Source organism: Pyramidobacter porci, from assembly GCF_009695745.1.
GTDB lineage: Bacteria > Synergistota > Synergistia > Synergistales > Dethiosulfovibrionaceae > Pyramidobacter > Pyramidobacter porci.
Map to the genome: position 1 here is coordinate 17975 of NZ_VUNH01000002.1, position 24322 is coordinate 42296.

Genomic DNA, 24322 nt, shown 5'->3' on the forward strand with positions numbered 1-24322 from the left:
AATATGTTCTGACCCCGTGCGGTTCAAAAGCTGACCAACTTCAGAAGGGAGGCTCTTCCTGAAAATGTTTTCCCTGGGCAACGACATCGGCATCGATCTCGGCACCGCGACGGTGCTTATTTATATGAAGGGCAAGGGCATCGTGCTGCGCGAGCCGTCGTGCGTGGCGGTCGATCAGGATACGGGACGTATCCTGGCCGTCGGCTACGAAGCGAAGAACATGGTGGGGCGCACGCCGGGCAACGTGGTGTCGGTTCGCCCGCTGCGCGACGGAGTGATCGCCGATTATTCGATGACGGAAGCGATGATGCGCTACTTCATGAGGAAGATCAACCGCGGCCTGCACCGCTACTTCCGCAGCCGTGTGATGATCTGCGTGCCGTCGGGCGCGACCGACGTGGAGCGGCGCGCCGTGCTCGAAGCGGCGGTGGAAGTGGGCGCCCGCGACGCCTATCTGATCGAGGAACCGATGGCCGCGGCCATCGGCGCCGACCTGCACGTGGAGGAATCGCGCGGCAAGATGGTAGTCGACATCGGCGGCGGCACCACGGACATCGCCGTGATCTCGCTGGGCGGCTGCGTCATCTCCAAATCGCTGCGCATCGGCGGCGACAAGCTCGACGAGTGCATCATGCGCTATCTGCGCAAGCAGTACAATCTGGCCATCGGCGAGCAGATGGCGGAGAACCTGAAGATCATGATCGGTTCCTGCCTGCCCGACGGCGAGGAAAACAACATGACGCTGAAAGGCCGCGACCTGGTGCAGGGGCTGCCGCGTCAGATCGAGATCAACAGCCGCAGCGTCTGTTCGGCCATCATCGAGCGCATCCAGGCCATCGTCGACGGCGTCAAAAACGTGCTGGAGATGACGCCGCCCGAACTTTCGGCCGACATCATCGACCAGGGCATCGTGCTCACCGGCGGCGGCGCGCTGCTGCGCGGCCTGCCGGAGCTGATCAGCCGCAGCACCGGCATCAAGTGCGTCGTGGCCGATCGCCCCGCCGAGTGCGTGGCGCTGGGCACCGGATTGGCGCTGGCCAACATCGGCAAGCTTTCGGAGAAAGGACAGGGCAGTTTTCTGTTCTCGGCTCGCCGTCAGAGAAAATGAGTGACATGACCTCGCCGGACGTTGAAGGGATCACTTCAGGCCCCCGCAGAACCGCTCAGGAACTTCCCTGGTGGGCCTGCGGGGGCCTTCGCTTGGATTGTGCCGGCTGCGGCCGCCGCGGCGGCGCTTTCGGAGAAATTTTTATGCGCCCTGTTGAAGGACGGCGCCTCGCCGCCGCGCTGGCGGTTCATGAAGATTATGTGAAGAGACTCTCCCGCGAATGGGAAAAGGAGGTCCGCTGATGGAAGAGAGCCTGTGGGAACTGCTTACTGAAGTCAACTGGAAGATGATCGCGCTGACGCTCCTGGCCGGCGGCGTCCTCTCGATCATCGGCGACCGCGTCGGCATGAGATTCGCCAAGCGCCGCGTGACGCTGTTCAACCTGCGTCCGAAATACACCTCGTCGATCCTGACCGCCTGCACGGGCATGCTGATTTCGCTGTGCGTCATCGCCATTCTGGCCGTCGTCTCCGAATCGGTGCGCACCAGCCTGTTTTCCATGCAGTTCATCCAACGCCAGATTGTGGACCTGACGCGGCAGCTGCAGGACAGCCGCAACGAGCAGCAAGTTTCCTCGCTGCTGATCGTCGAAGCGCAGCAGCAGCTCACCAGCAAGGAAAAGGAACTGGCGGCCAAGGAAACAGAGCTGAGCGATCTGCAGAACCGCGCCGACAGTCTGCGCAGAACCACGGAAGAGATGCAGGCCGAACGCGACCGTCTCGCCAAAGAGCGCGCCACGCTCGAAGAGGACGTGAACCGCATCCGCACGACGCTGGGCAAACTCCAGGAAGGCCGCATCGTCGCCTTCTCCGACGAGCGCCTCGGGCAGGAAGTGATCCCCGAAGGCGTGACCACCGAGGCGGAAGCCCGCAGGTACCTGGACCGTCTCAACGAGCGCGTGCGCTTTGAAGTGGCCCGCCGTTCCGACGCCGTGCCCGCCTCGATCTCCCTCGAAGAGGACCCCGAGTCGCTGCAGAACGCCATGCAGCGCATCCTCGCCTACGACAGCCGCAAAGTAGTGCGCGCCATGGTGCCGCAGAACATTGCGGCGGGAGAGACGGTGCGCGTCGTCTACCGCGTTTACGAGAGCTCGTTGGTTTTCAGCAAAGAGGAAACGTTGCTCACCCGTGTGCTGCGTTTCAAGCCCAGCGCCGAGCAGGCCGAGACCATGCTCAGCTATATGCTGCGCGAGCTGAACCGCATGGCCACCTCCAGCGGCATCCTCAACGACCCGCTCACCGGCATGGTCGGCGGCATCCCCGCCAACGACTTTTACGACGGAGTCGAGCGCCTCGCCGCCGCGAAAGCGCCGCTGCGCGTGACCCTGCGGGCCGCTCGTGACATCTACAGCGAAGGGCCTGTGAGCGTGAAAATCGTCGTGGAACAGAACGTGAGCGTCGACAACCTCGATTCGCTGGACGAAGATCTGCCCGATCTTAGTGCCGCCGCGGAGCGAGGGGATTCTTCCGTACCGGCGAAGACAACGGCCCGAAAATGAACTGGGCGCCTGTCGTCGAACTGCTGGGCCATCTGCTGATGCCGGAAAGCTGCCCCGTCTGCGGAAAGCTGGCCTCCCCGCTTTGCCCCGAGTGTCTTGAAAAGATTTCCGCGCCCGCGCCGCCCCTGCCGCACTGCCTGCGCTGCGGCGGAGCGTCTCCCTGCGAACGCCACGGCCGCCGCTATGAAGTGCGCTCCCTGACATTGCACAAAGGCGAGGCGCGCGAGCTGCTGCTGACGGTCAAGTACGGCGGCTCCGGACTGGCGGCGCGGAAAATGGGCGCCGCGTTGGGGCGGCTGGTCGGCGAAAATGAGCGTCAGGGCGGATGGACCATCGTCCCCATCCCGCCGCACCCGCGCGCATGTTTTTTCCCGCGCGGCGACAGCCACTTGCAGTGGATGGCTCGCGGCCTTTCCCGCGCTGTCGGCGTTCCCGTGCGGGAGTGCCTGCGCTGGAAAGAAAAACGCACGCCGCAGAAACGGCAGCCCGATTCGCAATCGCGCCGCGCCATGCCCGAAGACAGCTTCGTTTGCGCCGGCGCGGCACCCGAACGAGTGTTGCTGCTTGACGACGTCAGCACCACCGGCACCACTCTGCTGCGCGCCGCCCAGTGCCTCTACGGCGCTGGAGCGCAGCAGGTGACCAGCCTGTGCTGGAGCGTCGCGCGGCGAACGTGAGACGCGAACGAAACGGCTCCGCAATGAGCGCGGCGAGACAAACGAATGCACACTCGTTTGTCTCGCCGCGCTCATTGCGGAGCCGTTGTTTTTTCAAAAAATCCCGCAGCGAAGAGCTGTGACTACAGAGAACCATCGTACAGATCTTTCAGGATTTCTGCCGTTTTTATCAAAGGCGGGCAGCTTTTCAGGGCAGATTCCCCGGATTCGGAAGAAGGATAGACGTACTGTATAGATCCGACGGCTATCTTTTTTTGAGGGGAAATGGCGGCCGCAATGTTGGATACCCCCATTCGATATTCGTCTTTGGACACGTCGTATCCTCTTTCCCGCGCCGTCTCGACGCGAAGATACAGCTGTTCCAAGGTGTTTATCGTATAAGGAGTAAAGGGCGTGATTTTTGAGAGATCCCAAAGTTTTTTGATCCGGTCGTTGTCGTAGGTAGAGAGGATGGCGATGCCGGCAGAGCAGGCATACATCGGCACACGGAATGCGGGAAGATCGGCTGTCGCCTTTTCTCTCCAATTCCCCGTTCGTGCGACGGAGATCACGTCGAACATCTCGGGAACGCATAAAAAGATGCTGCGGGAGGTGCTTGATGAGAGCTTTTCCAGGAACGGAAACGCCGCTCGTATAAACGTTTGTCCTGCGAAATATTTTGTGCCGAGTTCGTAAAGCTTGTAGCTGAGCTTGTACTTTCCGCTATTTTCTTTGCGGTTCAGAACATAGCCGAGAGAAATCAACGAGCGCAACAAACGGTGGACAGTGCTGCTGCTTAGGCCGGACTCCTCCGAGATCTCGGTGAGATACAATCCTTGCGAATTTTTTGCGAGCAGCTCAAGAATCACAAAGGTTCTCTCTACTGACTGCAATGCTTCATGATAATTATACTCGTTGGACAACGCAAGATCTCCTTTGCAAAAAATCTTTTAGGCAGTATATACCAAATTGACGCCCAGGGCAATGTCTGTCAGTAATTTTCTTACCCCTTATCCCAAACGGAACAGTGTTTTTTGCGTTGTTTAGCAGGAAGTAAAAGTTATACACTTTTTGAGAGCGGCAATCGCCGGTGATTGTATCCATAGCGTTGAATCGGCTTTCTTTTTGCGCGTATGGTGATTTAGCACAACGTTATTTCGATTGTTATATTTTACAGAATTTTATTTTTAGATATTGACATAAAATATTCATTATGTATAGAATTCTGCTTAGTGGAAAAATAATCCCATAAAGGGGAATTCTTTAGGCATGAATTCGACGAATGATTGTATAATTTGCGATATCTTGCGGAGGATGAACCCGTTTGCGCTGGCCGGCATCTGGTGGCATTTTGCAAAAAATGACAAGCGCTTTGCGGGGATCATTCGTGCGGGGCCGCGTCGGCGGCCGAATTCTCGATGTGCCCCGTTTTGTGCAGCCATCCGGTGCGGCGCTGCGGAATACTTGCCCGTACAGCGTGCCGGAACGGCGTTTTTGTGACAGCGTAACGAAAGGAGATCGGTTTACGTGGAAACTTACGGCGCTTTGTCTCTTATCCCCATATTTGTTTTGTTCGCTATGGCGTTCTCGACGAAAAGGTCGCTTGAGCCCTTATTCGTCGCGGCGATCGTCGGCCATATCATCATATACAAAGTGAACTTCGCAACGGCTTGGATCGACTCTCTCTACAAGGTAATGTGCAGCAAGCATATGGTATGGCTGATCCTCGTGGTGACGCTTTTCGGCAGTTTGATCGCGCTGCTGGAAAAGTCGGGCGGCCTCGGCAGCTTTGCGGCGCTGGCGCGGAAATTCGCCACGAGCCGCAAGAAGTCCCTTGTGATCACGTGGCTGCTGGGAAGCATCTTCTTTTTGGACGATTACCTGCATAACCTGACGACTGCTTCCACGATGAAGTACATCACCGATTCTCACGGTGTCAAACGGACGGAACTTGCCTACGTCGTCAATTCTAACGCGGGCAATCTCTGCTGCCTCATGCCGATCTCTTCGTGGGTCGTGTTCTTCGCCGGGCTGCTGGAGACGTCGGGATTCGTCGTCGGGTCGGCGACAAGCACTTATCTGCACTGCATCCCTTATCTGTTCTACTGCTGGATCGCGATCATCATCTCGTTCCTCTTCGCGCTGGGCGTTATTCCCGCGATCGGTCCGATGAAAACCATCGATCCCGAGCTGCTCAACAGCGAGGACGAGCCCGCGGCCGAAAACGGCAGACATAACGTCTGGAACTTCTTGCTGCCGGTCGTGACGCTCGTGGGCGTGACCGTGCTCTGCGACAACGAAATCCTTTATGGCGTCATGGCCGCTCTGGTTGTCTGCGCGGTCACGTTCCTCGTCACGAAGACGATGTCTTACGACGAATTCTTCAAGGTCTTCATGCAGGGCATGAAAAACATGGTGTTCATCGACGTGCTGCTGATCGTGGCCTTCACGCTCAAAGAGGCCAACGACACGCTGAAGCTGGCCCCGTATATCATCGGCGTCGTCAAGCCGATCATGAAGGGCGGCTTGCTGCCGGCGGTCACGTTTGTGGTCTGCATTATTTACGCGTACTTCACCAGCTGCTTCTGGAGCATGGCGGCCGTGATGCTGCCCATCGTCATCCCGCTCGCGCAGGGGATCGGCGTCAACGTGTACCTCGTGCTCGGCGCGGTCTTCTCCGCCGCGGCCTTCGGCAGCCAGAGCTGCCTGTTCTCCGACGCGCTGATCATGTGCTCCGCCGCCACGAACATCTCGACGGCCGACCATGGCGTCACGACGCTGCCCTACGCGCTGCTCGGCGCGGGCGTTTCTTTCGTTCTCTTCCTGATCGGAGGGTTCGTGTTGTGATCATGGATCTGGTATTGAAAGGCGACGCCGTCTTCACGGGGCTCAAAGACGAGCCCGAGCGTCTGGCAGTCGGCATCAGGGGCAACCGGATCGAAAAGGTCTGTCCGCCCGAAGAGATGGAGCCGTACATCGGCCCCGAGACGGATATCAGGGATTACGGCGGCCGCCTGATCATGCCGGGGTTCTTTGACGGGCACGAGCACGCATTTCTGGGCGGCATTTTCGGCAGAGCCGCCGATCTGAGCGGCTGCGCTTCCGAGCAGGAAGCCGCGCGGCGCGTCAAGGACTTTGCGGACGCGCACCCCGAGCTGTCCTGGATCATCGGCACGGACTGGTCGAACATCGAGTGGGGGCAGGCACGGCGTCCCCGCAAGGAAACGCTGGACGCGCTTCTGCCCGATACGCCGGTTTACCTGATCGACGCGGAAGGGCATTCCGCCTGGCTCAATTCCGCCGCCATCGCGCTCAGCGGCGTCGCGGACGTCGAAGAGTTCGGCGACGACCTCGTCGCCCGCGACCCCGACGGATCGCCCACCGGCTACATCGCCGAAACGTCGATGCTCATGGTCGCCCGACTGGCCTTCGACATGCCCATGCCGGTGCAGGAGGTCATTTTTGACGAATTCCAGCGCCGCACGGCTTCCCTGGGCATCACCTCGGTCAGCAACATCCAGTGCTACCAAGGGTCGGGCATCGACGTGGGCAACGTTGCCGTGGTGAAGCAGTTCGAGCGGGAAGGGCGTCTCAACGTCCGCTTTTTCTTCGCCGCCGGCCTGACCGGGGATCTGGAGCGCCCGCGTCGCCTGCGGCAGGAGTACGACAGCGACAAGGTGCGTTTTTCCGGCCTAAAGCACATCGTCGACGGAACGGCGACGGGCTGGACGGCTCTGCTGCTCGAACCTTACGCGGATAAGCCCGATTCCGTCGGCTCCAGCCGGATCCCGGCGGAAGAGCTGGCCCGCAGGGTGGTGGATGCCGACCGCGAAGGCTTCCGGGTGAGGATGCACGCCTGTGGCGACGGTTCCGTCCGGCGGGCGCTGGACTGCTGCGAACTGGCCCAGAAGCGCAACGGGAAGCGCGATTCCCGGCACACGATCGAGCACATCGAGATCATCGCCAAAGAAGACATCGGCCGTTTCGCTCAGCTGGGCGTGGTGGCGTCGATGCAGCCGGATCATATCGGCATCTGCGAAAAGTTTGCGGACAATCCCTATTTCGCCCGGCTGGGCGAACGGCGCGCCGCGGAGACGTGGCCGATCCGTTCGATTTTGGAAACCGGAGCGCACGTGCAGTTCGGCACGGATTTCCCGATTTACGACAACAACCCCATGCTGGCCCTTTATCGGGGCACGACCCGCCTGTTCAACGACGGCCGGCCGGAAGGCGGCTGGAACCCGAGCGAGAAAGTCACGATGGCGCAGCTTCTGAAAGGCTACACGGCCGGCTCCGCCTACGGCGCTTTCATGGAAGACCGGGTCGGCACTCTGGAAGAAGGAAAGTACGCGGACATCGTCGTGCTCGACCACAATCTGTTCGCCCTGAACGAAGCGCGCGAGATACTGGAGACCGCGCCGGTTCTTACCCTTATGGACGGACGCATCGTATACGAGAGATAAAATCACGTTGTGAAGGAAGCTACCTCAAGCTCACGCAGCAAAGTTGAGGTAGCTTTTTTATGATATCGACGTTTCGCCAGACTGCGGGAAAATGATCTTCGGCGTTTCTGAACGTCGAGGGCATCGGCGGCGCCGGCGTTCATCTCAAGAAAAGCGAAGGCCCTTGCGCAAGGGCAATATCCTTGTCCGTTATCGAAAATATTGTAAAATTTGTATATTCAAAGGGGCCGTCCTGGGATGGTTCCGGCGGCGAAATTTAATTGTTGAAAAAAATTATTGACATTTTTCTAACATACAGTAGAATGTTTTATAAAGAATTATTATCTTAGCGATATTCTGCATTTTTATTCCAGGAGGGCCGCGATGTTGTGCAATTACCGCCGCGACAGACTTGCGCAGCGGCTGAAAGAGATTGCGCCGCAACTGATCGAATGGCGTCATCAGATCCATCGGAATCCGGAATTGAGCTTTCGCGAGGTGAAGACCTCCGCGCTGGTGGAAGAGCAGCTCAGGAAAATGAATGTGGACTCGATCCGGCGTATCGGAAGGTCGCAGACAGGCATTCTCGCTGTGCTGCGGGGAACGGGCGCGGGGCCGGACGTCTGCATCGCCGTCAGAGCCGATATGGACGCGCTGCCGATCCAGGAGCAGTCAGGCGTGCCGTTCGCCTCCCAAAACGACGGCGTCTTCCATGGCTGCGGGCACGACACCCACACTGCGGCGCTGTTGGGCACGGCCTGGCTGCTCAGCGAATTTCGCAGCTGCTTCGCGGGGACGGTCAAGTTCTTTTTCCAGCATGCCGAGGAAGAGCTTGGCGGCGCGGCGGAATTCATCGAAGCGGGCGTGATGGAAAACCCTGCCGTGGACGCTGTGTTGGCGCTTCACGCGCTGCCCGACATCTATGTCGGCGAGATCGGCGTGAGAGATGACTTCATGACGGCCGGCGTCGATATCCTCAAGATCACCGTCGAAGGCAAAAGGGCGCATGGGGGCTATCCTCATTACGGCGTCGACACGATCCTGGCCGCTTCGACGATCGTCACCGCGCTCATGAGTCTGGGGGCGCGTGAGCTGGCTCCCACTGACTGTGCGTTGGTAACTTTCGGCAGTATCCATGGCGGCATTTCCAATTCTTACATTGGCGCTCCAGTGGTACTGGAAGGCAGCGTCCGCTACCTTCGCGACGAGACGCACGAGCGCTTTCGGCGCCGTGTGCGCGAGATCGCCGAAAGTATCGGCGCGGGACTGCGCGCGAAAGTGACCGTGGAGATCACGCCGGAAAGTATTCCCTCTGTGGTCGCCAGAAGCTGGGTCGATCGGGTACGCCGTGCCTGCTCGCAGGTGAAGTCGGTGACGAACGTTGTCGATCTCCCTTCTCCCGCCATGGGCGGCGAAGATTTTGCGCTTTTCCTGAAAAAAGCGCCGGGGACGCTCTTCCGCCTGGGGTGCCGCTCGCCGGGCGGGCCCCACTGTCCCACCCATTCGGTCAACTTTTATGCCGACGACCGCTCGATCCCTATCGGGACGGAAGTCATGACCACTACGGTGCTTAACGCGCTCACGGCTTCGGAGTAATATTTTTAAGGGGAGGCATTGAACGAAGATGAACGTGAAAAAGACCCTGTTGGTTTCGACGGCGCTTTTGGGGTTTGCTGCGTCCTGCGTGGCGGCAGATTTGCAGACGCTCAACGTGGGGGTCCCCAACGACGCCAAGAGTATGGATCCGCTCAAGGCCGTCGATACGATCTCCTTTGCCATGATCAAGCACATTAATGAAACGCTGGTGACGGTGGACGGCAGAACCAAGCAGCTGGTGCCCGTGCTGGCGGAGCGTTGGGAAGTGCTTGACCCGCTGACCTATAAGTTTTATCTGAAAAAAGGCGTCAAGTTCCACAATGGCGAAGAGTTTACCGCTGACGACGTGGTTTTCTCGTTTCAGCGGGCTCTTTCAAATGAGTCCGTTTATGCCAAATCCAAGGCCAAGTACATCGACCCGCAGGGATTTCAGGTGATCGACCGGCATACGCTGATCGTGAAGACGCTGACGCCTTTTGGCGGTTTCCTGGAATCGATGAAGCATCCCTATGCCAGTATTTTCAACCGCAAAGCCGTTGCGGACGCCGGCGGCAACTACTTCAGGATGCCGGTCGGCACGGGGCCTTACAAGTTCAGGCGCTGGCTCAAGGGCGACCGCGTAGAACTGGAGGCGTTCGGCGACTATCATGGCGACAAGCCCCATTCCCAACGCCTGAATTTTCTTACGATGGCCGACGACAGCAGCCGCGTCATTGCCCTTGAAACCGGCAAGGCCGACTTGATTTACAACGTGCCCGTCAACGATTTCGACCGTCTTGCTGAAGAAGGCCGCGTGAAGGTCGTCAAGGGGACCGGGCATAACCTCATTTATCTCGGTATGAATACTCAAAAAGGCGCTCTCAAGGATCCGCGCGTCCGCATGGCTCTCGAGTATGCCATCGACAAGGACGCCTTTGTCCAAGTGGTGTATCAGGGAAAAGCGGTGGTCCCCGACGGGCCGCTGGTTTCCTCCAGCAGCTTCACTCCAGCCGACAGTCGACGCTATCCCCGCGATCCCGCCAAAGCCAAACAACTCCTCAAGGAGGCCGGCTATGCCGACGGCCTGACGTTCGATCTGTGGATCACGACTCGCCAGGATTACGTGAACGGCGCTACCGTGCTTCAATCCATGCTTCAGGACGTCGGCGTCAAAGTCAACATAATCGTCATGGAATCCGGCGTCTTCGACGACCGCGTCACGACCAATACGCAGAGCCTGTTCATCAGCACATGGGGTATGCAGACGAACCGCGATGCGGGACAGTTCTGGTTGTCGCTGTTCCATTCCAGCAGCATCGGGACTACGAATTGGGCGGTGCTGGACGATAAGGTCGTCGATGAGAACATCGAGCTGGGCAATCGAAGCGTCGAACCGGCGGAACGCCAGGCGGCCTTTCAAAAAGTCTGGGCGCGGCTCGACGAGGTCCATCCTTTTGTTTCTTTGGCTGTTCCCAACGAACTTTACGGCGGCCGCAAAAACCTTCAGGGCATAGAAGAGTTCTGCGATGGCCGCCTGAACTACCTTGGCCGCCTGATTATCGAATAATTTTTGAGGGTAACCTATCTTAAAGGAACGAAGAACGATTTATGATAAAGCAGGGGCGAGGTGAACGTGATTCGTTGACCTCGCTCTGTGTTTATCTTTCGCGTCATGTTGCTTCCCAATTAAAAGGCCGAACACAAGGACGCTGCGAGGAAGATTCGCAAAGCGAGCTGCACAGACTGCGCAGCAGTCGAGGTAGTTCTGAGCGACTGAACTCCCTCGCAGCGTCCGGAGAGCCATGTTAATACTTTCTATCAAGAATTAGTATTATATTGTGGATTGACTGATTGTCATTGAGTCGACAGCATAGCCGTTGTCAGCGGAGTCGCCTCCGGCGTATGCGGATGGAGTTCAGGCATCGCGGGCTGGCTGAGGCTTTTTTGAGAACGAGAAGCGGAGAATTTCTACCGATACTGTCATCAGCGAAGGAGAGCGTAAATGATCATGAACGAACGACCTTTACCGGACGAACTTTTTCTTGAGCCTCAGCGCGCTGAGGACGCGGTCGCGTTGGAAGGGCGGCGGCTGGAATACGGCCTCACGGCGGAGTATATCCCCGTGTACGACGACGAGGGGGCGGAGCAGGCGCGCAGCTTCTGCGTCAGTTACGCTCTGGCGGGGGGCGACGCGCAGCGGCCCGTGACTTTTGCCTTCAACGGAAAGCCGGGGACTTCGACGCTTTATCTGCACATGGCGGCGCTGGCGCCGAAAACGTTCAGCCTGGCGGGGCAGGGCGAGGAGGCGCCGCGGCGTCCGTATAAAGTCGGCGACAATCCGGGCACCATTCTCGATTTTTCCGATCTTGTCTTCATCGATCCTGTGGGGACGGGCTTCAGCTGCGTTGTGAACCGCGAGAAGGAGCGACAGTATTACGGCGTGCGCCAGGACGTGGACGCGATCGCGCGCATCATCCGCGTTTGGCTGGCGCGTCACGGGCGCTTCGCCTCGCCCGTGTTCATCGTCGGCGAAAGCTACGGCGGCCTGCGCGGCAGCGGACTTGTGCTGCGGCTGCAGCAAATGCACATCATGCCGAGCGCTTTTGTGGCGGTGTCCCCGGCGCTGTCGTACGGCGAACTGCACACGTCGATGCTGTACGAGCACCATCTGGTGCACACGGTGCCGGCGCTGTGTGCGGCGGCGTGGTTCCACAAAAAGCTGGGCGCCGATCTGCTGGCGCGCCCCCTTGAAGACGTGCGCGCCGAAGCTGCCGCGTGGGCGCAGAGCGAATATCTGCTGTTTCTGTGGAAGGGCTGCGAGGTTTCGGCGGAAGAACGCAGTGCCGTTCTGGAAAAGCTGCGCCGCTACACGGCGCTGAAAGCGACGGATCTCGAAGCGCTGAATCTGCGTGTCAGCGACAAGCAGTTCGCGGGGTTGCTGCTCGCGGATCAGGGGCTTGTGACGAGCTGCTTCGACGCGCGTTTGACCTATCCGGGGCGCGGTTTCGACGCTGAGGCTGACCCGCAGACGTTCAACATGTCGGCGGCCTGTTACGCGGCGTTTTACGAGTATTTCGGGCGCATCATGAAGCTGCCGGAACACCGGGATTACCTCGCCTTCAATCCCCGCGTGGACGGCGGCACATGGGATTTTGCCAGCGGCTATCTGCCGACGGCCTCGGGCGCCGCGCCGCGCGCCGGCGGTTTCGCGTCCATGCTGGCGGACCTGTGCACGGCCATGAAGATGGATTCGCGTTTCAAGTTCTTCGCCTGCGCCGGACAGTTCGACCTGCACTGCTCGATCGATACGACGCGCTACTGCCTGAACCATATGGACATTCCCGCCCGTCTGCGCGCGAATGTCACTTTCAAAACCTACTGGGGCGGGCACATGTTCTATTCCAATCCCGAAGCACACGTGCAGTTCAGGCGCGATCTGAAGGAATTTTATGCTGTCGTGTTGGAAGAAAATATTGAAAAATAGCTGCGCGCGCAGCACGAGAGACGTGCCATAAAATGGTGCATTGGAAGTTTGGGATTGCTCTTGTGGTAGCGGTTCTTATAATCAAAACTATGGTTTTGGATCAGATAATTGGAATACACAGCTATGGTACTCATTCTTTGGAAGCAAGGAAGTGCAATGTTTTATGGGAATAATTTCCGTAAAGGAACTAGGAAATTTTTACGTGAACGGTCATGAGGTAATTCTGCGAGGCCTCCCTCACAAAGCTTTTATTTGTCAGGACGGAACGACGCAGGATTTTGATCCCAACGGTCAGTACGAAGCGGGACAGATGTATGTTGAATATGTTAAGCTGGCTCAGCCGAAAGCTAAATATCCGCTGTTGATGTGGCACGGCGGAGGGCTGACCGGCGCCACTTGGGGCTCCACTCCCGACGGACGGGAGGGGTGGCGGAGTTTGTTTCTGCGGTATGGACACGACGTTTACGTGAGCGATTCGGTGGAGCGGGGACGATCTTCCTGGGCGATGTATCCAGAGATTTACCGTACGCATCCGGAATTTACTACCAAAGCGGCCTGCTGGAGTAATTTCCGTCTAGGACCGCTCTTTGCCGAAGATCATTCGAAGCGTGTCTCGTATGAGAGGACTCAGTTTCCGGTAGAGTATTACGACGAGTTCTACAAACAGATCGTACCGCGTTGGCGCAGTATGGATGACTGGGCGCAGGACGCCTATAACAATCTGGTAGACCGCTTTGACGGAGGGTGCGTGATCATGGCTCACAGCCAGGGTGCCAATTTCGCTCTTCCGGCAGCCTTAGCTCATCCTGACAAGGTAAAGGGGCTGATCCTGTTGGAGCCAGCCCGTACTCCCGATCCTCAAACGACGGATTTTTCCGCGCTGAAAGAGATTCCTCAGCTCGTTCTCTGGGGCGATTTTATCAGGGTGTCGGAGCTGTGCGTGTGGACAAAAGCTGCCTATTTTAAAATCTATCCTGAATATTTTCGTATCATGAAAGAGCTCGGCGCGCCGATCAATTGGATCGATTTGCCGAAACGCGGCATTTTCGGTAATACGCATTTGCTGATGATGGACCGTAATTCGGCTCAAGTGGCTGAATTGATTCAAAATTGGATGGGGGGAAGGGGGCTGATGTAAGGAGGTTCTCGATGAAGAGTGTTAGCGGAGCAACATTATGGCGGGGGATGTTTAGGCTGATCTGAAGTTTATTAAGTAGAAGGGGTGTTTTTTTTGAAGCTGAAAACATTGTTTTATGGTCTGATTATTGCTGCATTGCTGTCGTCATGTGCCTTTGCCCGCAGAGACGAGATGGTTGTGGGTGTCGCCATCGACGCCAAGAATCTCGATCCGCAAAATTCAGTCGATACGTATTCTTTTTGTTTGACGAACCAGATTTACGAGACTTTATACACTGTCGACGGCAAGACCCGCAAACTGGTCCCTGTCCTTGCGGAAAGTGTGGATATCCTTGACGATAAGACGTATCGCTTTCACTTGAAAAAGGGCGTTAAATTCCACAACGGTGAAGAACTTACCGCCGACGACGTCGTTTTTTCACTTAAACGCGCCACTTCTCCCCAGTCGGTTTTCGCCGGTTCAAAGGGACGCTATATTGACCCCGACGGCTTTAAAATCGAAGATAAATACACGGTTGTCGTGAAAACGCGGACACCTTTTGGGGGATTCCTTGAGTCAATGAAGCATCCTTATGCCTCGATCCTCAATAAAAAAGCTGTGGAGGAGGCTGGCAGTAACTATTCCATGCACCCCGTAGGCACCGGCGCTTTCAAGCTGATTAAATGGACAAAGGGAGAGAAGCTGGAGCTGGAGCGCTTCGAGAATTATCATGGAACAAAACCTGTTTACAAGAACCTTATCTTCCTGATCATTCCAGACGACAGCAATCGTGTCATTGCTCTCGAGACCGGTAAAGTCGATCTCATTTATGCTGTGCCTACAACAGAGTTCAACCGTCTTTCCGAGAGTGATCGGGTGCAGCTTGTTCGTGCTCCCGGACTTGTGCTTCATTACCTTGGTCTGAACACGCAGTCGCCTCGACTGGCTGATCCTCGCGTGAGGCTTGCGATCGAGTATGCCGTCAACAAGGAAGCCTTGAATCAGGTGGTCTACGAGGGAAACTCCGCACCGGCCGTCGGGCCGCTTCTGCCGGTGTGCAGTTTCTATCCCGAAAACGCTCGCCCGTTCGGTTATGATCCCGAGAGAGCGAAAGCACTGTTGAAAGATGCCGGCGTCAAGGATCTGAAACTCAGTTTATGGGTGCTTAACCTTCAGGATCTGATCAATACCGCCACGGTGCTTCAGGCTATGCTGGCACAGGTCGGCATTACGCTTGACATTCAGGTACTTGAAAACGGCGTCTTCAACGATCGAATGAAAACCGGCAGCTATGACATGTTCATCTACATGTGGGGCATGATGACCAACCGTGACGCGGCCGTCTACTGGCAGTCGCTGTTTACCAAAGAGGCCATTGGTACGACCAATTTTACCCGTTTGGACGATCCTCAAACCAACGCATGGATCAAGGAAGCCGCTGAGACCGTCGATACCGCGAAGCGGAATGGGATTTTTCAGAAAATCTGGGACCGCATCAACGAATTGCATCCCTGGGTTTATCTGTCGATCCCCAGCGAGCTGTACGGCGCCCAAAAAGATCTGAAGGGCGTCAAGGACCTATGTGACGGCAAAATCAGTTTCCTTGGCAATCTGCATTATTAACAGTGAATGGGGATCAGGTCGGGTTGGCGTCGAAGATCTACTTGACGGCAGGGTTAATTCTCCCCCCAGCAATCTGCACTATCTACCCCGAACTGTGGTACCCTGAGTAACGTTTTTCTGAAAAAAATAATAACGCCGGCGCCCGCTTCGGAATCGTGCGATTCCGAAGCGGGCGCCGGCGTTATGAAAGGCGTTCGGAAAATTACCCGTTGATCTCCAGCACGGCCTGTACGAAGAAACCTGCTCCGACGGGCAGCGCTTTTTCGTCGAAGACGAAAGCGGGGTTATGGAATTTGGGCTGCGCCTGGCCGTCTTGCCAGATCCCCAGGCGGGCGAAACAGGAGGCGGGGATCTTTTCGGAGTAGCGGGCGTAGTCTTCCGAGCCCATACGCGGCTGTGTCATCGTTTTCACGTGTTCTTCGCCCAGCAGTTTTGCCGCGGCGGAACGCATCGTGGCCACGACGGCGGGGTCGTTGACCAGCGGCGGGACGCCGTAGGTGTAGTCGAGCTCGTGGGTGCAGTTGTAACCGGTGACGATGGAGCCGATCATGCGGTCCATCGCGCTTTTGATCCTGCCCCGGCTTTCGGGCGTCTGGCAGCGGATGGAGCCGCCGAAGGCGACTTCTTCGGGGATGATGTTCTTGGCTGTGCCGCCGTGGAAGGTACAGATCGAAAGGACGACGGGATCGACGGCGTTGAACTGGCGGGTGATCAGACCCTGCAGGGATGTGACGCAATTGGCCGCGGCCAGCAGCGCGTCGGCGCCGGAATTGTGAGGATAGGCTCCGTGCCCGCCGACGCCTTTGACGGTGACGGAGAAGGTATCGGACGAGGCCATGCTGGGGCCTTCGCGGAAGGCGATGTCGCCTGTGGCGAATTCGCCGATGCCGTGCTGCCCGAGCATAATGTCCACTTTGGGGTTTTCGAGGCAGCCGAGCCGGATCATCAGTTCCGAGCCGCCCAGCGTCTCCTCGGCGGGCTGAAAGATCAGCTTGACGACGCCGCTGAAGCGTTCCCGCATGCTCATCAGAAGTTTTGCGGCCCCCAGCAGCATGGCGGTGTGCGCGTCGTGTCCGCAGGCGTGCATGACGCCGGTTGCCTCAGACTGATCGGGCTGGCCGGCGGCTTCCTGAATGGGCAGCGCGTCCATGTCGGCGCGCAGGGCGATCACTTTTCCCGCGCCGGCTTTTGTGCCGCGGATAAGCCCCAGCACGCCGACTTCGGTGTCGAGCGGCTGGATTTCCACGCCCATTTTCTCCAGTTCGGCTCTCACGAAGGCCGCCGTTCGGAGCTCCTGCATCCCCAGCTCGGGATGGCGGTGAATCCGGCGCTTGCAGTCCACAAGATAGTCGCGGAGGGACTGGGCCTTTTGCAGTATTTCTGACGACATTCTTTTTTCCTCCTCTTTGGGATTGATACGCTTTCTTAATTAAAAGATCGGACCTCGCAACGCCCGGCGAACTATGGCAGTGGTTTTGTCAAGAATAGTATGAGTTCGTGGCGCAAATTTTTGTAAATAGAGGGTATTTAATTACTGCGAGATTTGCCGGGTACTTTGATCTGTATAAGAAATAATATACACTTGAGGCATTTTTTTCAATCATGGGTGTTAATATATTAAATTCGTATACAATATATTTAAGATGGCGGCAATGTCTCTTGCAAAACGATACGCAAGGATTATCGGTTAAAATGATGTATTTATTCTGTTTAAATGCCATTAATTCATTAGTTATGTCTTTTCTTGTGTCAGAAGATTAAAAACTTGCTCCGCTAAGTCTGTAATCCTCAATTAAAATCAAGTCGAAGCGTTCTTGCGTTTTGTATATTATTTGTTACAATCTGGGCGGGTTGTGGATATTATTTCTTCATCGGGAATGCGGTTCTTAATTATTTTTAGACGCGAAGAACAGTCGCGCAGTGCTTCCCGTTGAATCCGCAACGCTGTGCCGCCATACTGGGGAAAGTGGAGTAAAAGCAACAGGTACCGTAATCTTATTTTCTTAGGAAGGGGTTCTTTGTTTATGAAGAGGGCATTCGCTTTGTGTCTCGCTTGTGTCATGCTGTGCGCCGGAACGGCTTTCGCCGCGCAGCGGGGCGAAAACATCCGTGTCGGCGTCTCCATCGACGCGAAGAACTTTGATCCGCAGAACTCTGTTGATACTTATTCGTTCTCCATGCAGAAACAGATCTACGAGCCGCTTTTCACGGTGGACGGCAAGACCCGCAAGCTGACGCCGGTGCTCGCCGAAAGCGTCGAGATCCTTGATGACCGCACTTACAAGTTCCATCTGCGCAAGGGCGTCAAGTTCCACAACGGTGAGGAGTTTACCGCGGATGACGTGGTTTTCTCTCTGACCCGCGTCACCGATCCTTCCAAGTCCGTCTTCGCCAAGTCGAAGGGCGTGTGGATCGATCCGAAGGGCTTCGAAGTGATCGACAAGCATACCGTGATCGTCCGCACCAACGGTCCGGTCGGCGGCTGGCTGGGATCTATGAAGCACCCTTACGCTATGATCCTGAACCGCAAGGCTGTCGAAGAAGCCGGCGCCGATTACTTCCGTCAGCCCGTGGGGACCGGCCCGTACAAGTTCGTGAGCTGGACCAAGGGCGAACGGGTCGAGATGGAAGCTTTCGCCGACTACTGGGGAACCAAGCCCTACGCGCAGAAGCTGACGTTTGTGGTTCTTCCCGACGACAGTACGCGCATCATCGCTCTCGAGACGGGCAAGGTCGACATGATCTACGCCGTGCCGCCCTCCGATTTCGAGCGTTTGCAGAGCAGCGACAAGGTCAAGGCCGTCAAGGCTCCCGGTCTGGTGCTGCTGCATCTGGCTATGAACACGGACAGCCCCAAACTGAAAGATCCCCGCGTGCGCAAAGCGATCGACGCCGCAATCAACAAGGACGCCTACGTTCAGGTCGTCTACAACGGCAACGGCATTCCCGGCCAGGGGCCCCTGCCCACGGCGAGCTCATGGTTCCCCGAGAATCCCGAGAAATGGGATTACAATCCCGAACGTGCCAAGAAGCTTCTTGCCGAGGCCGGCGTCAAGGATCTGGAGCTGAACCTTTGGGTCATGAACGCCGCCGACCGCGTCAACGGCGCGACGGTGCTGCAGAGTATGCTGGGAGCTGTCGGCATCAAGGTCAACGTGTCGGTGTTCGAGAACGCCGTTATCAACGACAAGGTCCGCAAGGAGCCTGAAAAGTACGACATGTACGCCGCCACCTGGGGCATGCAGACCAACCGTGACGCCGGCGTTTACTGGCAGTCGGTCATCACCACGACCTCCATCGTCAGCACCAACTCGGCCCGTCTGTCCGACCCCGAGGTCGACAGGCTGATGGACGAGGCCAATCACTGCATCGACGAGGGCGAACGCGGCAAGGTCTTCCAGAAGATCTGGGACCGCGTCAACGATCTGCATCCCTGGGTCTATCTGTGCCAGGCCGACGAGCTTCACGGCGCCCAGAAGGATCTGATCGGCGTGGACGAGCTCTACGACGGCAAAATCAATCTGCTTTCCAACATTCACTATCCCGAGCAGACTGAGCGCGTAAAATAGGTCGCTTTTTCATGGGGCGCCGGACGCCTCCGCTGCGTCCGGCGCTTTTGTGAAAGTTGTTTTTAATCCACCCCCCTATGGATTTTTTAGATTTTCACGATCACAGATCACAGAGAAAAGGTGATGCTTCCGTGCTGAAGTACGCTATCCGCCGAATTTTTATTCTGATCCCTGTCATTCTCAGCGTCATGTTCATCCTCTTCACCATCCTCTACTTTACGCCCGGAGATCCGGCGCGCATCGCCCTCGGCGAAGAGGCGACGCCCGAAGCGATCGAGTCGTTCCGCGACGAACACGGGCTGAACGATCCGTTTTTCGTCCAGTTTGGACACTACGTTTACAATGCGGTGACCAAGTTTGATCTGGGGTATTCCTACAACATGAAGAGCCCCGTCTCGCAGGAACTGGCGATCCGCATCCCCACCACCATGAAGCTGGCCTTCGCCGCCGTGCTTTTCAGCACGCTGCTCGGCCTGCCGCTGGGGATCCTCAGTGCGATCAAGCAGTATTCGCTGCTTGACAGCGTCGTGACGGTCTTCATCCTGCTGGGCGTTTCCATGCCGACGTTCTGGACGGGGCTGCTGCTGATCCTGGCCTTTTCGGTAAAGCTGGGCTGGCTGCCTTCCATGGGCTTCGACACGCTGAGCGAGATGGTGCTGCCGGTGGTGACGTTGTCAGGCTCTTCGACGGCCTTGTTCGCCAAGATGACCCGCTCCAGCATGCTGGAGGTCATCAAGTCGGACTACATCAGAACGGCCCGCGCCAAGGGACAGAAGGAAGGCGTCGTGATCTGGCGTCACGCGCTGCCGAACGCGCTGATCCCCATCATGACCATTATCAGCATGCAGTTCGGAGCGTTGCTGGGCGGTTCCATCGTCACGGAGGCCATTTTCTCCATCTCCGGCGTCGGCCGTCTGATGCTCGAGGCCATAAACTTACGCGACTATCCGATCATTCAGGGCGGCGTTTTGTTCATCTCCGTGGCGTACTGCTTCATCAACCTTGCCGTCGATCTGCTGTACGCGGTGGTCGATCCCCGCATTCACGTTAAATAAGGGGAGGTACTGTCGTGAAAAACAATTCCATGCTCAAGTACACGATGATCCGCCTGCGCCGCAACTATCTGGCGCTTTTCGGGTTGTTCATCCTCGTAGTGCTGATCGTCTGCGCCATTTTTGCCGACCAGCTGGCTCCCTTCGGATACGCCCAGCAGGATTACATGATGATCCGCAAGGCGCCTTCCGCCGTGCACTGGCTGGGTACCGACGAGTTCGGGCGCGACATTCTCAGCCGCCTGATCTACGGCTCGCGCATTTCGCTGCAGGTCGGCCTGATCGCCGTGTCCATCTCGCTGGTGCTCGGAGGGCTGATCGGCGCGGTTTCGGGGTATTTCGGCGGCAAGCTGGACAACGCGCTGATGCGTTTGATGGACATTCAGATGGCCATTCCCACGATTTTGATGGCGATCGTCATCTCTTCCGTGCTCGGTCCCGGACTGTTCAACCTGATGGTCGCCGTGGGCATCACCTACATTCCCAAGTTTGCCCGACTGACGCGCGCTTCGGTGCTTTCCATCAAGGATCAGGAATTCATCGAGGCGGCTCGCGCTATGGGCGCCTCGCACACGCGCATCATCTGCCTGTACATCCTGCCCAACTGCGCCGCGCCGCTGATCGTACAGTCCACGCTGAGCGTCGCCAATGCGATCCTGTTCGCCGCAACGCTGAGCTTCCTCGGGCTGGGCATTCAGCCGCCCTATCCCGAGTGGGGCGGTATGCTCTCGGCGGCCCGTCCGTATCTGCGCAACAGCGCCTATATGAGCATTTTTCCCGGGCTGGCCATCATGTTCACGATTCTGTCGCTGAACTTTCTCGGCGACGGTCTCCGCGACGCCCTTGACCCCAAGCAGAAGCGATAGGTGGACGTTATGAGCGAAAACAAAGACATTCTTCTCGACATAAAGGATCTTTCCGTTCAGTTCAACACGGATTCCGGCGTGGTCAAGGCGGTCAACCATCTGAACTTGCAGCTTGAGCGCGGCAAGTCTCTGGGATTCGTCGGCGAAACGGGCGCCGGCAAGACGACGACGGCCCTTTCCATTCTGCAGCTGATCCAGACGCCTCCCGGCGAGATCACCAGCGGCGAAATCCTGTTCAACGGGGTGGACGTGCGACGGATGACGGAGGCGGAGAAGCGCCGTCTGCGCGGCGGCGACATCTCCATGATCTTCCAGGATCCGATGACGTCGCTCAATCCGATCATGACGGTCGAAGAGCAGATCATGGAAATGGTCTCTCTGCACCTCAACCTGAAAGGCGAAGCGGCCCGCGAACGCGCCATCGAGATGCTGCGTCTCGTCGGCATCCGTCCCGAGCGCGCCAAGGACTTTCCCCACCAGTTTTCCGGCGGCATGCGCCAGCGCGTGGTGATCGCTATCGCCTTGGCCTGCCGTCCGCAGCTGATCATCGCCGACGAGCCGACCACGGCGCTGGACGTGACGATTCAGGCGCAGGTTCTGGAGCTGATCAAAAAGCTGCAGCAGAGCGAAAAAACGTCGATGCTGCTGATCACTCACGACCTGGGGATCGTGGCCGAGACCTGCGACAGCGTGGCGATCATGTACGGCGGGCATCTGGTGGAGTACTCCGGCATCAAGGAGCTGTACACCAATCCCAGGCATCCCTACACGCAGGGGCTGTTCAACGCCGTTCCAACGCTCGAAAGCCCTCTCGGCAGCCGGCTGGCCGTGATCCCCGGTCTGCCGCCCGACCCGACCAATCTGCCCAAGGGCTGTTCTTTTTCGCCGCGCTGCCCCTACGCCAAGGATGTCTGCCATGAGCGCGCCTGCGGCATGCGCGAGGCGGAGCCGGGACACTTTGTGGACTGTCACTTCCCGCTGACGCCCGAATCCGGCAACGCGTTTCTTGAGCGTCCTTCCAAGGAGGCCGAATAGCCATGAGCGATAATCTGATCGAGATCAAACACCTGAAAAAATACTTTCACGTCTCCAGCGGTCTGCTTCACGCCGTCGACGACGTTTCCCTGGACATTCCCCGCGGCAAGACGCTGGGGCTGGTCGGCGAGTCGGGATGCGGCAAGTCCACTCTGGGGCGCGTCATTATCGGTCTGCTCAAGGCGAGCGGCGGCGAGGTGTTCTTCAACGGCGAGGATTCGCTCAAATTCAGCGGCGCCAAGCGGAGCGAGTTCCGCCGCCACGCCCAGATCGTCTTCCAGGATCCGTTTTCTTCGCTGAATCCGCGTATGTCCGTGTCGCAGCTTATCTCGGAGCCGCTGATCATCAACGGCATCTGCCGTTCCAGAAAAGAGCTGGACGAGAAGGTCGGCGAGCTGATGGATCTGGTCGGCCTGGCTTCGCGTCTGACGACGTCGTTCCCTCACGAACTTGACGGCGGCCGCCGCCAGCGCATCGGCATCGCCCGCGCGCTGGCGCTCGACCCGGAGTTCATCGTCCTCGACGAGCCGGTTTCGGCGCTGGACGTGTGCATCCAGGCGCAGGTGCTCAATTTGCTGGCCGATCTGCGCGAGCAGCGCGGCTACACCTACCTGTTCATCTCGCACAACCTTTCCGTCGTCCGTTACGTTTCCGACGAAGTGGCGGTCATGTACCTCGGCAACGTGGTGGAGAAGGCCGACAACAGCACGCTGTTCAAAGCGCCGCTGCATCCTTACACGCAGGCGCTGCTTTCGGCCGTGCCGATCGCCAGCGTGGGGCCGAAGAAGCAGCGCATCATCCTCGAGGGCGACGTGCCCAGCCCGGTTAATCCTCCCGCCGGCTGCCGCTTCGCCGGACGCTGCGCGCAGCACGAGGAGATCTGCATGCGCCAGACGCCGCCTCTGGTCGAGGTGGAACCGGGACATTTCGTGGCCTGTCACCGCCTGAAGGATCAGCTTGTCTGCCATGCCTGAGCGCGACGGTCGGGCTGCCGCGCCGCAGAAGACGCTGCGCTGGTTCTGCGGCGTTCCCGTGCTCACCAATCCGCTGATCCTGATCGATCTGTTCGCGGCGGCAGGGATCCTGTGGTTCGCTACGGTGCTGATCATGGCGCTTGCCCAGGTCATGTTCGGCGCGGGGGCGCTGCAAGGTTCGCATCTCACGGCGGCGTCGATCTACGCGAGTTATCTGACGCTGCTGGTGTTGTTTCTGTTCGCCGTTGTGTGCGCGGTCTTTTACCGTCGCGGCTATGTGATGTTTTACCGCTTTGAACAGAACGGCGTCTTTATGGAAACGATCCGCGCCAGGAGTGTTTCCGGCGCGGAGGGTTTTCACGTCCGTCCCTTTGCCGTCGAAGAACCGGCGGAGATCGTCCGCAGCGTGACGAAAGACGTGAGCTGGAACGATGTGAAAGGCGTCAGGGAGCTGCGGGGAATGAAAGCGTTTCAGCTTCGGGGAAAACGGGGCCGGCTCGCGCAGATTTACTGCCCCGACGACGAAACGTATCGAAAAGCCCTTGACTTTGCAGGAGAGAAGGTTGGTCATCATGCTTAAAAGCGGCAAACATACCATGAACGAACAGGTGTACCTGAGCCTGCGCAACGACATTCTCTCAGGGCGTTACCACGACGGACAGCAGCTGCTGCAGGCCGATCTGGCCGAAGAATACCATGTCAGCCGCATCCCCGTGAGGGAAGCTCTGATGCAGCTTTCGAGCGAGGGGCTGGTCGAGATCATTCCCTACAAGGGCGCGGTCGTCGCTTCGTTCTCCCTCGACGAGCTGCACGAGATCTTCGAAATTCGCTATTCGCTGGAATCTCTGATTCTCCGCTACGTGGTGCAGAACATCACCGAAGAAGCGGCGGGACGCGTTCATGATCTGCTGCTCGCTTCGACGCGGACGCCGCCCGAAGAACGCAGCCGCAAGACGAACTGGGAATTCCACCGCGCCCTCTACGAGATCGCCAACAAGCCGCGCTTGTTGGATCTGATCGAATCCCAGTACAACAAGATCGACCGCTACGTGCAGATGGACATCACCAAACCCAGCGCGCAGGAATACGCTTTCAAGTCCCACGACGCGATCCTCCAGGCCTGCCGTGCCGGCGATACGGTCGAAGCGACGGTGCTGCTGCACGAGCACATGATGACCGCGCTGCGCCGTCTCGACCTCTTCCTGCAGGAAAAGATCAGCGCGCCTGTGCCCGACGAGTCCTTTACGCTGTTTCCGCCGCTGATCAACCGCCGCGCCTCGGAACAGATCCTCATGTCGAAGCAGGCGTCGGTTTGAACGCAGG

At 57.8% G+C, this 24322-nt stretch carries 19 protein-coding genes; 17 read left to right on the forward strand and 2 right to left on the reverse strand.

All coding sequences use genetic code 11. From position 1 onward, the window contains the following. Positions 1 to 64 precede the first annotated feature (64 nt). The 3 genes from mreB to FYJ74_RS02045 all read left to right on the forward strand — a co-directional run bounded on the left by mreB (position 65) and on the right by FYJ74_RS02045 (position 3283). Positions 65 to 1108, forward strand: a complete 1044-nt coding sequence (gene mreB, locus FYJ74_RS02035; protein WP_120372498.1) for a rod shape-determining protein — start codon at positions 65 to 67, stop codon at positions 1106 to 1108. A 241-nt stretch (positions 1109 to 1349) separates the two neighbouring features. Beyond that, positions 1350 to 2606, forward strand: coding sequence for a DUF3084 domain-containing protein (locus tag FYJ74_RS02040; protein ID WP_195838770.1), 1257 nt, complete (start codon positions 1350 to 1352; stop codon positions 2604 to 2606). Beyond that, positions 2603 to 3283, forward strand: a complete 681-nt coding sequence (locus FYJ74_RS02045; protein WP_154527955.1) for a ComF family protein — start codon at positions 2603 to 2605, stop codon at positions 3281 to 3283. The genes FYJ74_RS02040 and FYJ74_RS02045 overlap by 4 nt, the downstream gene beginning before the upstream one ends. Positions 3284 to 3405: 122 nt before the next feature. Here FYJ74_RS02045 and FYJ74_RS02050 read toward each other — a convergent pair whose 3' ends face one another. After that, positions 3406 to 4185: an IclR family transcriptional regulator gene (locus FYJ74_RS02050; protein WP_154527956.1), complete on the reverse strand. Its 780-nt coding sequence runs from the start codon at positions 4183 to 4185 to the stop codon at positions 3406 to 3408. Between the two features lie 604 nt (positions 4186 to 4789). Between FYJ74_RS02050 and FYJ74_RS11905 the strand changes: the two genes are divergently transcribed. From FYJ74_RS11905 to FYJ74_RS02085, 7 genes are all read left to right on the forward strand, one after another. Then, the gene (locus FYJ74_RS11905) at positions 4790 to 6109 is read left to right on the forward strand and encodes a Na+/H+ antiporter NhaC family protein (protein WP_154527957.1); all 1320 of its coding nucleotides are present in this window, start codon (positions 4790 to 4792) and stop codon (positions 6107 to 6109) included. A gap of 2 nt (positions 6110 to 6111) precedes the next feature. After that, complete coding sequence (locus FYJ74_RS02060; RefSeq protein ID WP_229769311.1) at positions 6112 to 7725, forward strand: amidohydrolase; 1614 nt, start codon at positions 6112 to 6114, stop codon at positions 7723 to 7725. A 363-nt stretch (positions 7726 to 8088) separates the two neighbouring features. Further along, positions 8089 to 9300: a M20 metallopeptidase family protein gene (locus FYJ74_RS02065; RefSeq protein WP_154527959.1), complete on the forward strand. Its 1212-nt coding sequence runs from the start codon at positions 8089 to 8091 to the stop codon at positions 9298 to 9300. A 28-nt stretch (positions 9301 to 9328) separates the two neighbouring features. After that, positions 9329 to 10846 carry an ABC transporter substrate-binding protein gene (locus FYJ74_RS02070; protein ID WP_154527960.1) on the forward strand — a complete coding sequence of 506 codons (1518 nt, stop codon included), beginning with the start codon at positions 9329 to 9331 and terminating at the stop codon, positions 10844 to 10846. Positions 10847 to 11281: 435 nt separating this feature from the next. Beyond that, positions 11282 to 12763: a S10 family serine carboxypeptidase-like protein gene (locus tag FYJ74_RS02075; RefSeq protein ID WP_154527961.1), complete on the forward strand. Its 1482-nt coding sequence runs from the start codon at positions 11282 to 11284 to the stop codon at positions 12761 to 12763. A 202-nt stretch (positions 12764 to 12965) separates the two neighbouring features. Continuing rightward, the gene (locus tag FYJ74_RS02080; RefSeq protein WP_326830847.1) at positions 12966 to 13901 is read left to right on the forward strand and encodes an alpha/beta fold hydrolase; all 936 of its coding nucleotides are present in this window, start codon (positions 12966 to 12968) and stop codon (positions 13899 to 13901) included. An 84-nt stretch (positions 13902 to 13985) separates the two neighbouring features. After that, on the forward strand, positions 13986 to 15503 hold the full coding sequence (locus tag FYJ74_RS02085) for an ABC transporter substrate-binding protein (protein ID WP_407692115.1): 1518 nt from the start codon (positions 13986 to 13988) through the stop codon (positions 15501 to 15503). Positions 15504 to 15705: 202 nt separating this feature from the next. On the opposite strand, the gene FYJ74_RS02090 is transcribed toward FYJ74_RS02085, so the two are convergent. Beyond that, positions 15706 to 16893, reverse strand: coding sequence for a M20 metallopeptidase family protein (locus FYJ74_RS02090; protein ID WP_154527963.1), 1188 nt, complete (start codon positions 16891 to 16893; stop codon positions 15706 to 15708). A 634-nt stretch (positions 16894 to 17527) separates the two neighbouring features. On the opposite strand from FYJ74_RS02090, the gene FYJ74_RS02095 reads away from it, so the two are divergent. The 7 genes from FYJ74_RS02095 to FYJ74_RS02125 all read left to right on the forward strand — a co-directional run bounded on the left by FYJ74_RS02095 (position 17528) and on the right by FYJ74_RS02125 (position 24315). Next, the gene (locus tag FYJ74_RS02095; protein WP_154527964.1) at positions 17528 to 19072 is read left to right on the forward strand and encodes an ABC transporter substrate-binding protein; all 1545 of its coding nucleotides are present in this window, start codon (positions 17528 to 17530) and stop codon (positions 19070 to 19072) included. Between the two features lie 131 nt (positions 19073 to 19203). Then, positions 19204 to 20127: an ABC transporter permease gene (locus tag FYJ74_RS02100; RefSeq protein ID WP_320633801.1), complete on the forward strand. Its 924-nt coding sequence runs from the start codon at positions 19204 to 19206 to the stop codon at positions 20125 to 20127. 29 nt (positions 20128 to 20156) lie between these two features. Next, the gene (locus FYJ74_RS02105) at positions 20157 to 20990 is read left to right on the forward strand and encodes an ABC transporter permease (RefSeq protein WP_154528160.1); all 834 of its coding nucleotides are present in this window, start codon (positions 20157 to 20159) and stop codon (positions 20988 to 20990) included. A gap of 9 nt (positions 20991 to 20999) precedes the next feature. Beyond that, a complete protein-coding gene (locus tag FYJ74_RS02110) occupies positions 21000 to 22025 on the forward strand; it encodes an ABC transporter ATP-binding protein (RefSeq protein ID WP_154527966.1) in 1026 nt (341 codons plus the stop codon). 2 nt (positions 22026 to 22027) lie between these two features. Continuing rightward, positions 22028 to 22999 (forward strand): ABC transporter ATP-binding protein, encoded by a 972-nt coding sequence (locus tag FYJ74_RS02115; protein ID WP_154527967.1) that lies wholly within the window; start codon positions 22028 to 22030, stop codon positions 22997 to 22999. Then, positions 22983 to 23579 carry a hypothetical protein gene (locus FYJ74_RS02120; protein WP_154527968.1) on the forward strand — a complete coding sequence of 199 codons (597 nt, stop codon included), beginning with the start codon at positions 22983 to 22985 and terminating at the stop codon, positions 23577 to 23579. The genes FYJ74_RS02115 and FYJ74_RS02120 overlap by 17 nt, the downstream gene beginning before the upstream one ends. Beyond that, a complete protein-coding gene (locus tag FYJ74_RS02125; RefSeq protein WP_154527969.1) occupies positions 23572 to 24315 on the forward strand; it encodes a GntR family transcriptional regulator in 744 nt (247 codons plus the stop codon). Before FYJ74_RS02120 ends, FYJ74_RS02125 begins: the two co-directional genes overlap by 8 nt. The last annotated feature ends 7 nt before the right edge of the window (positions 24316 to 24322 follow it).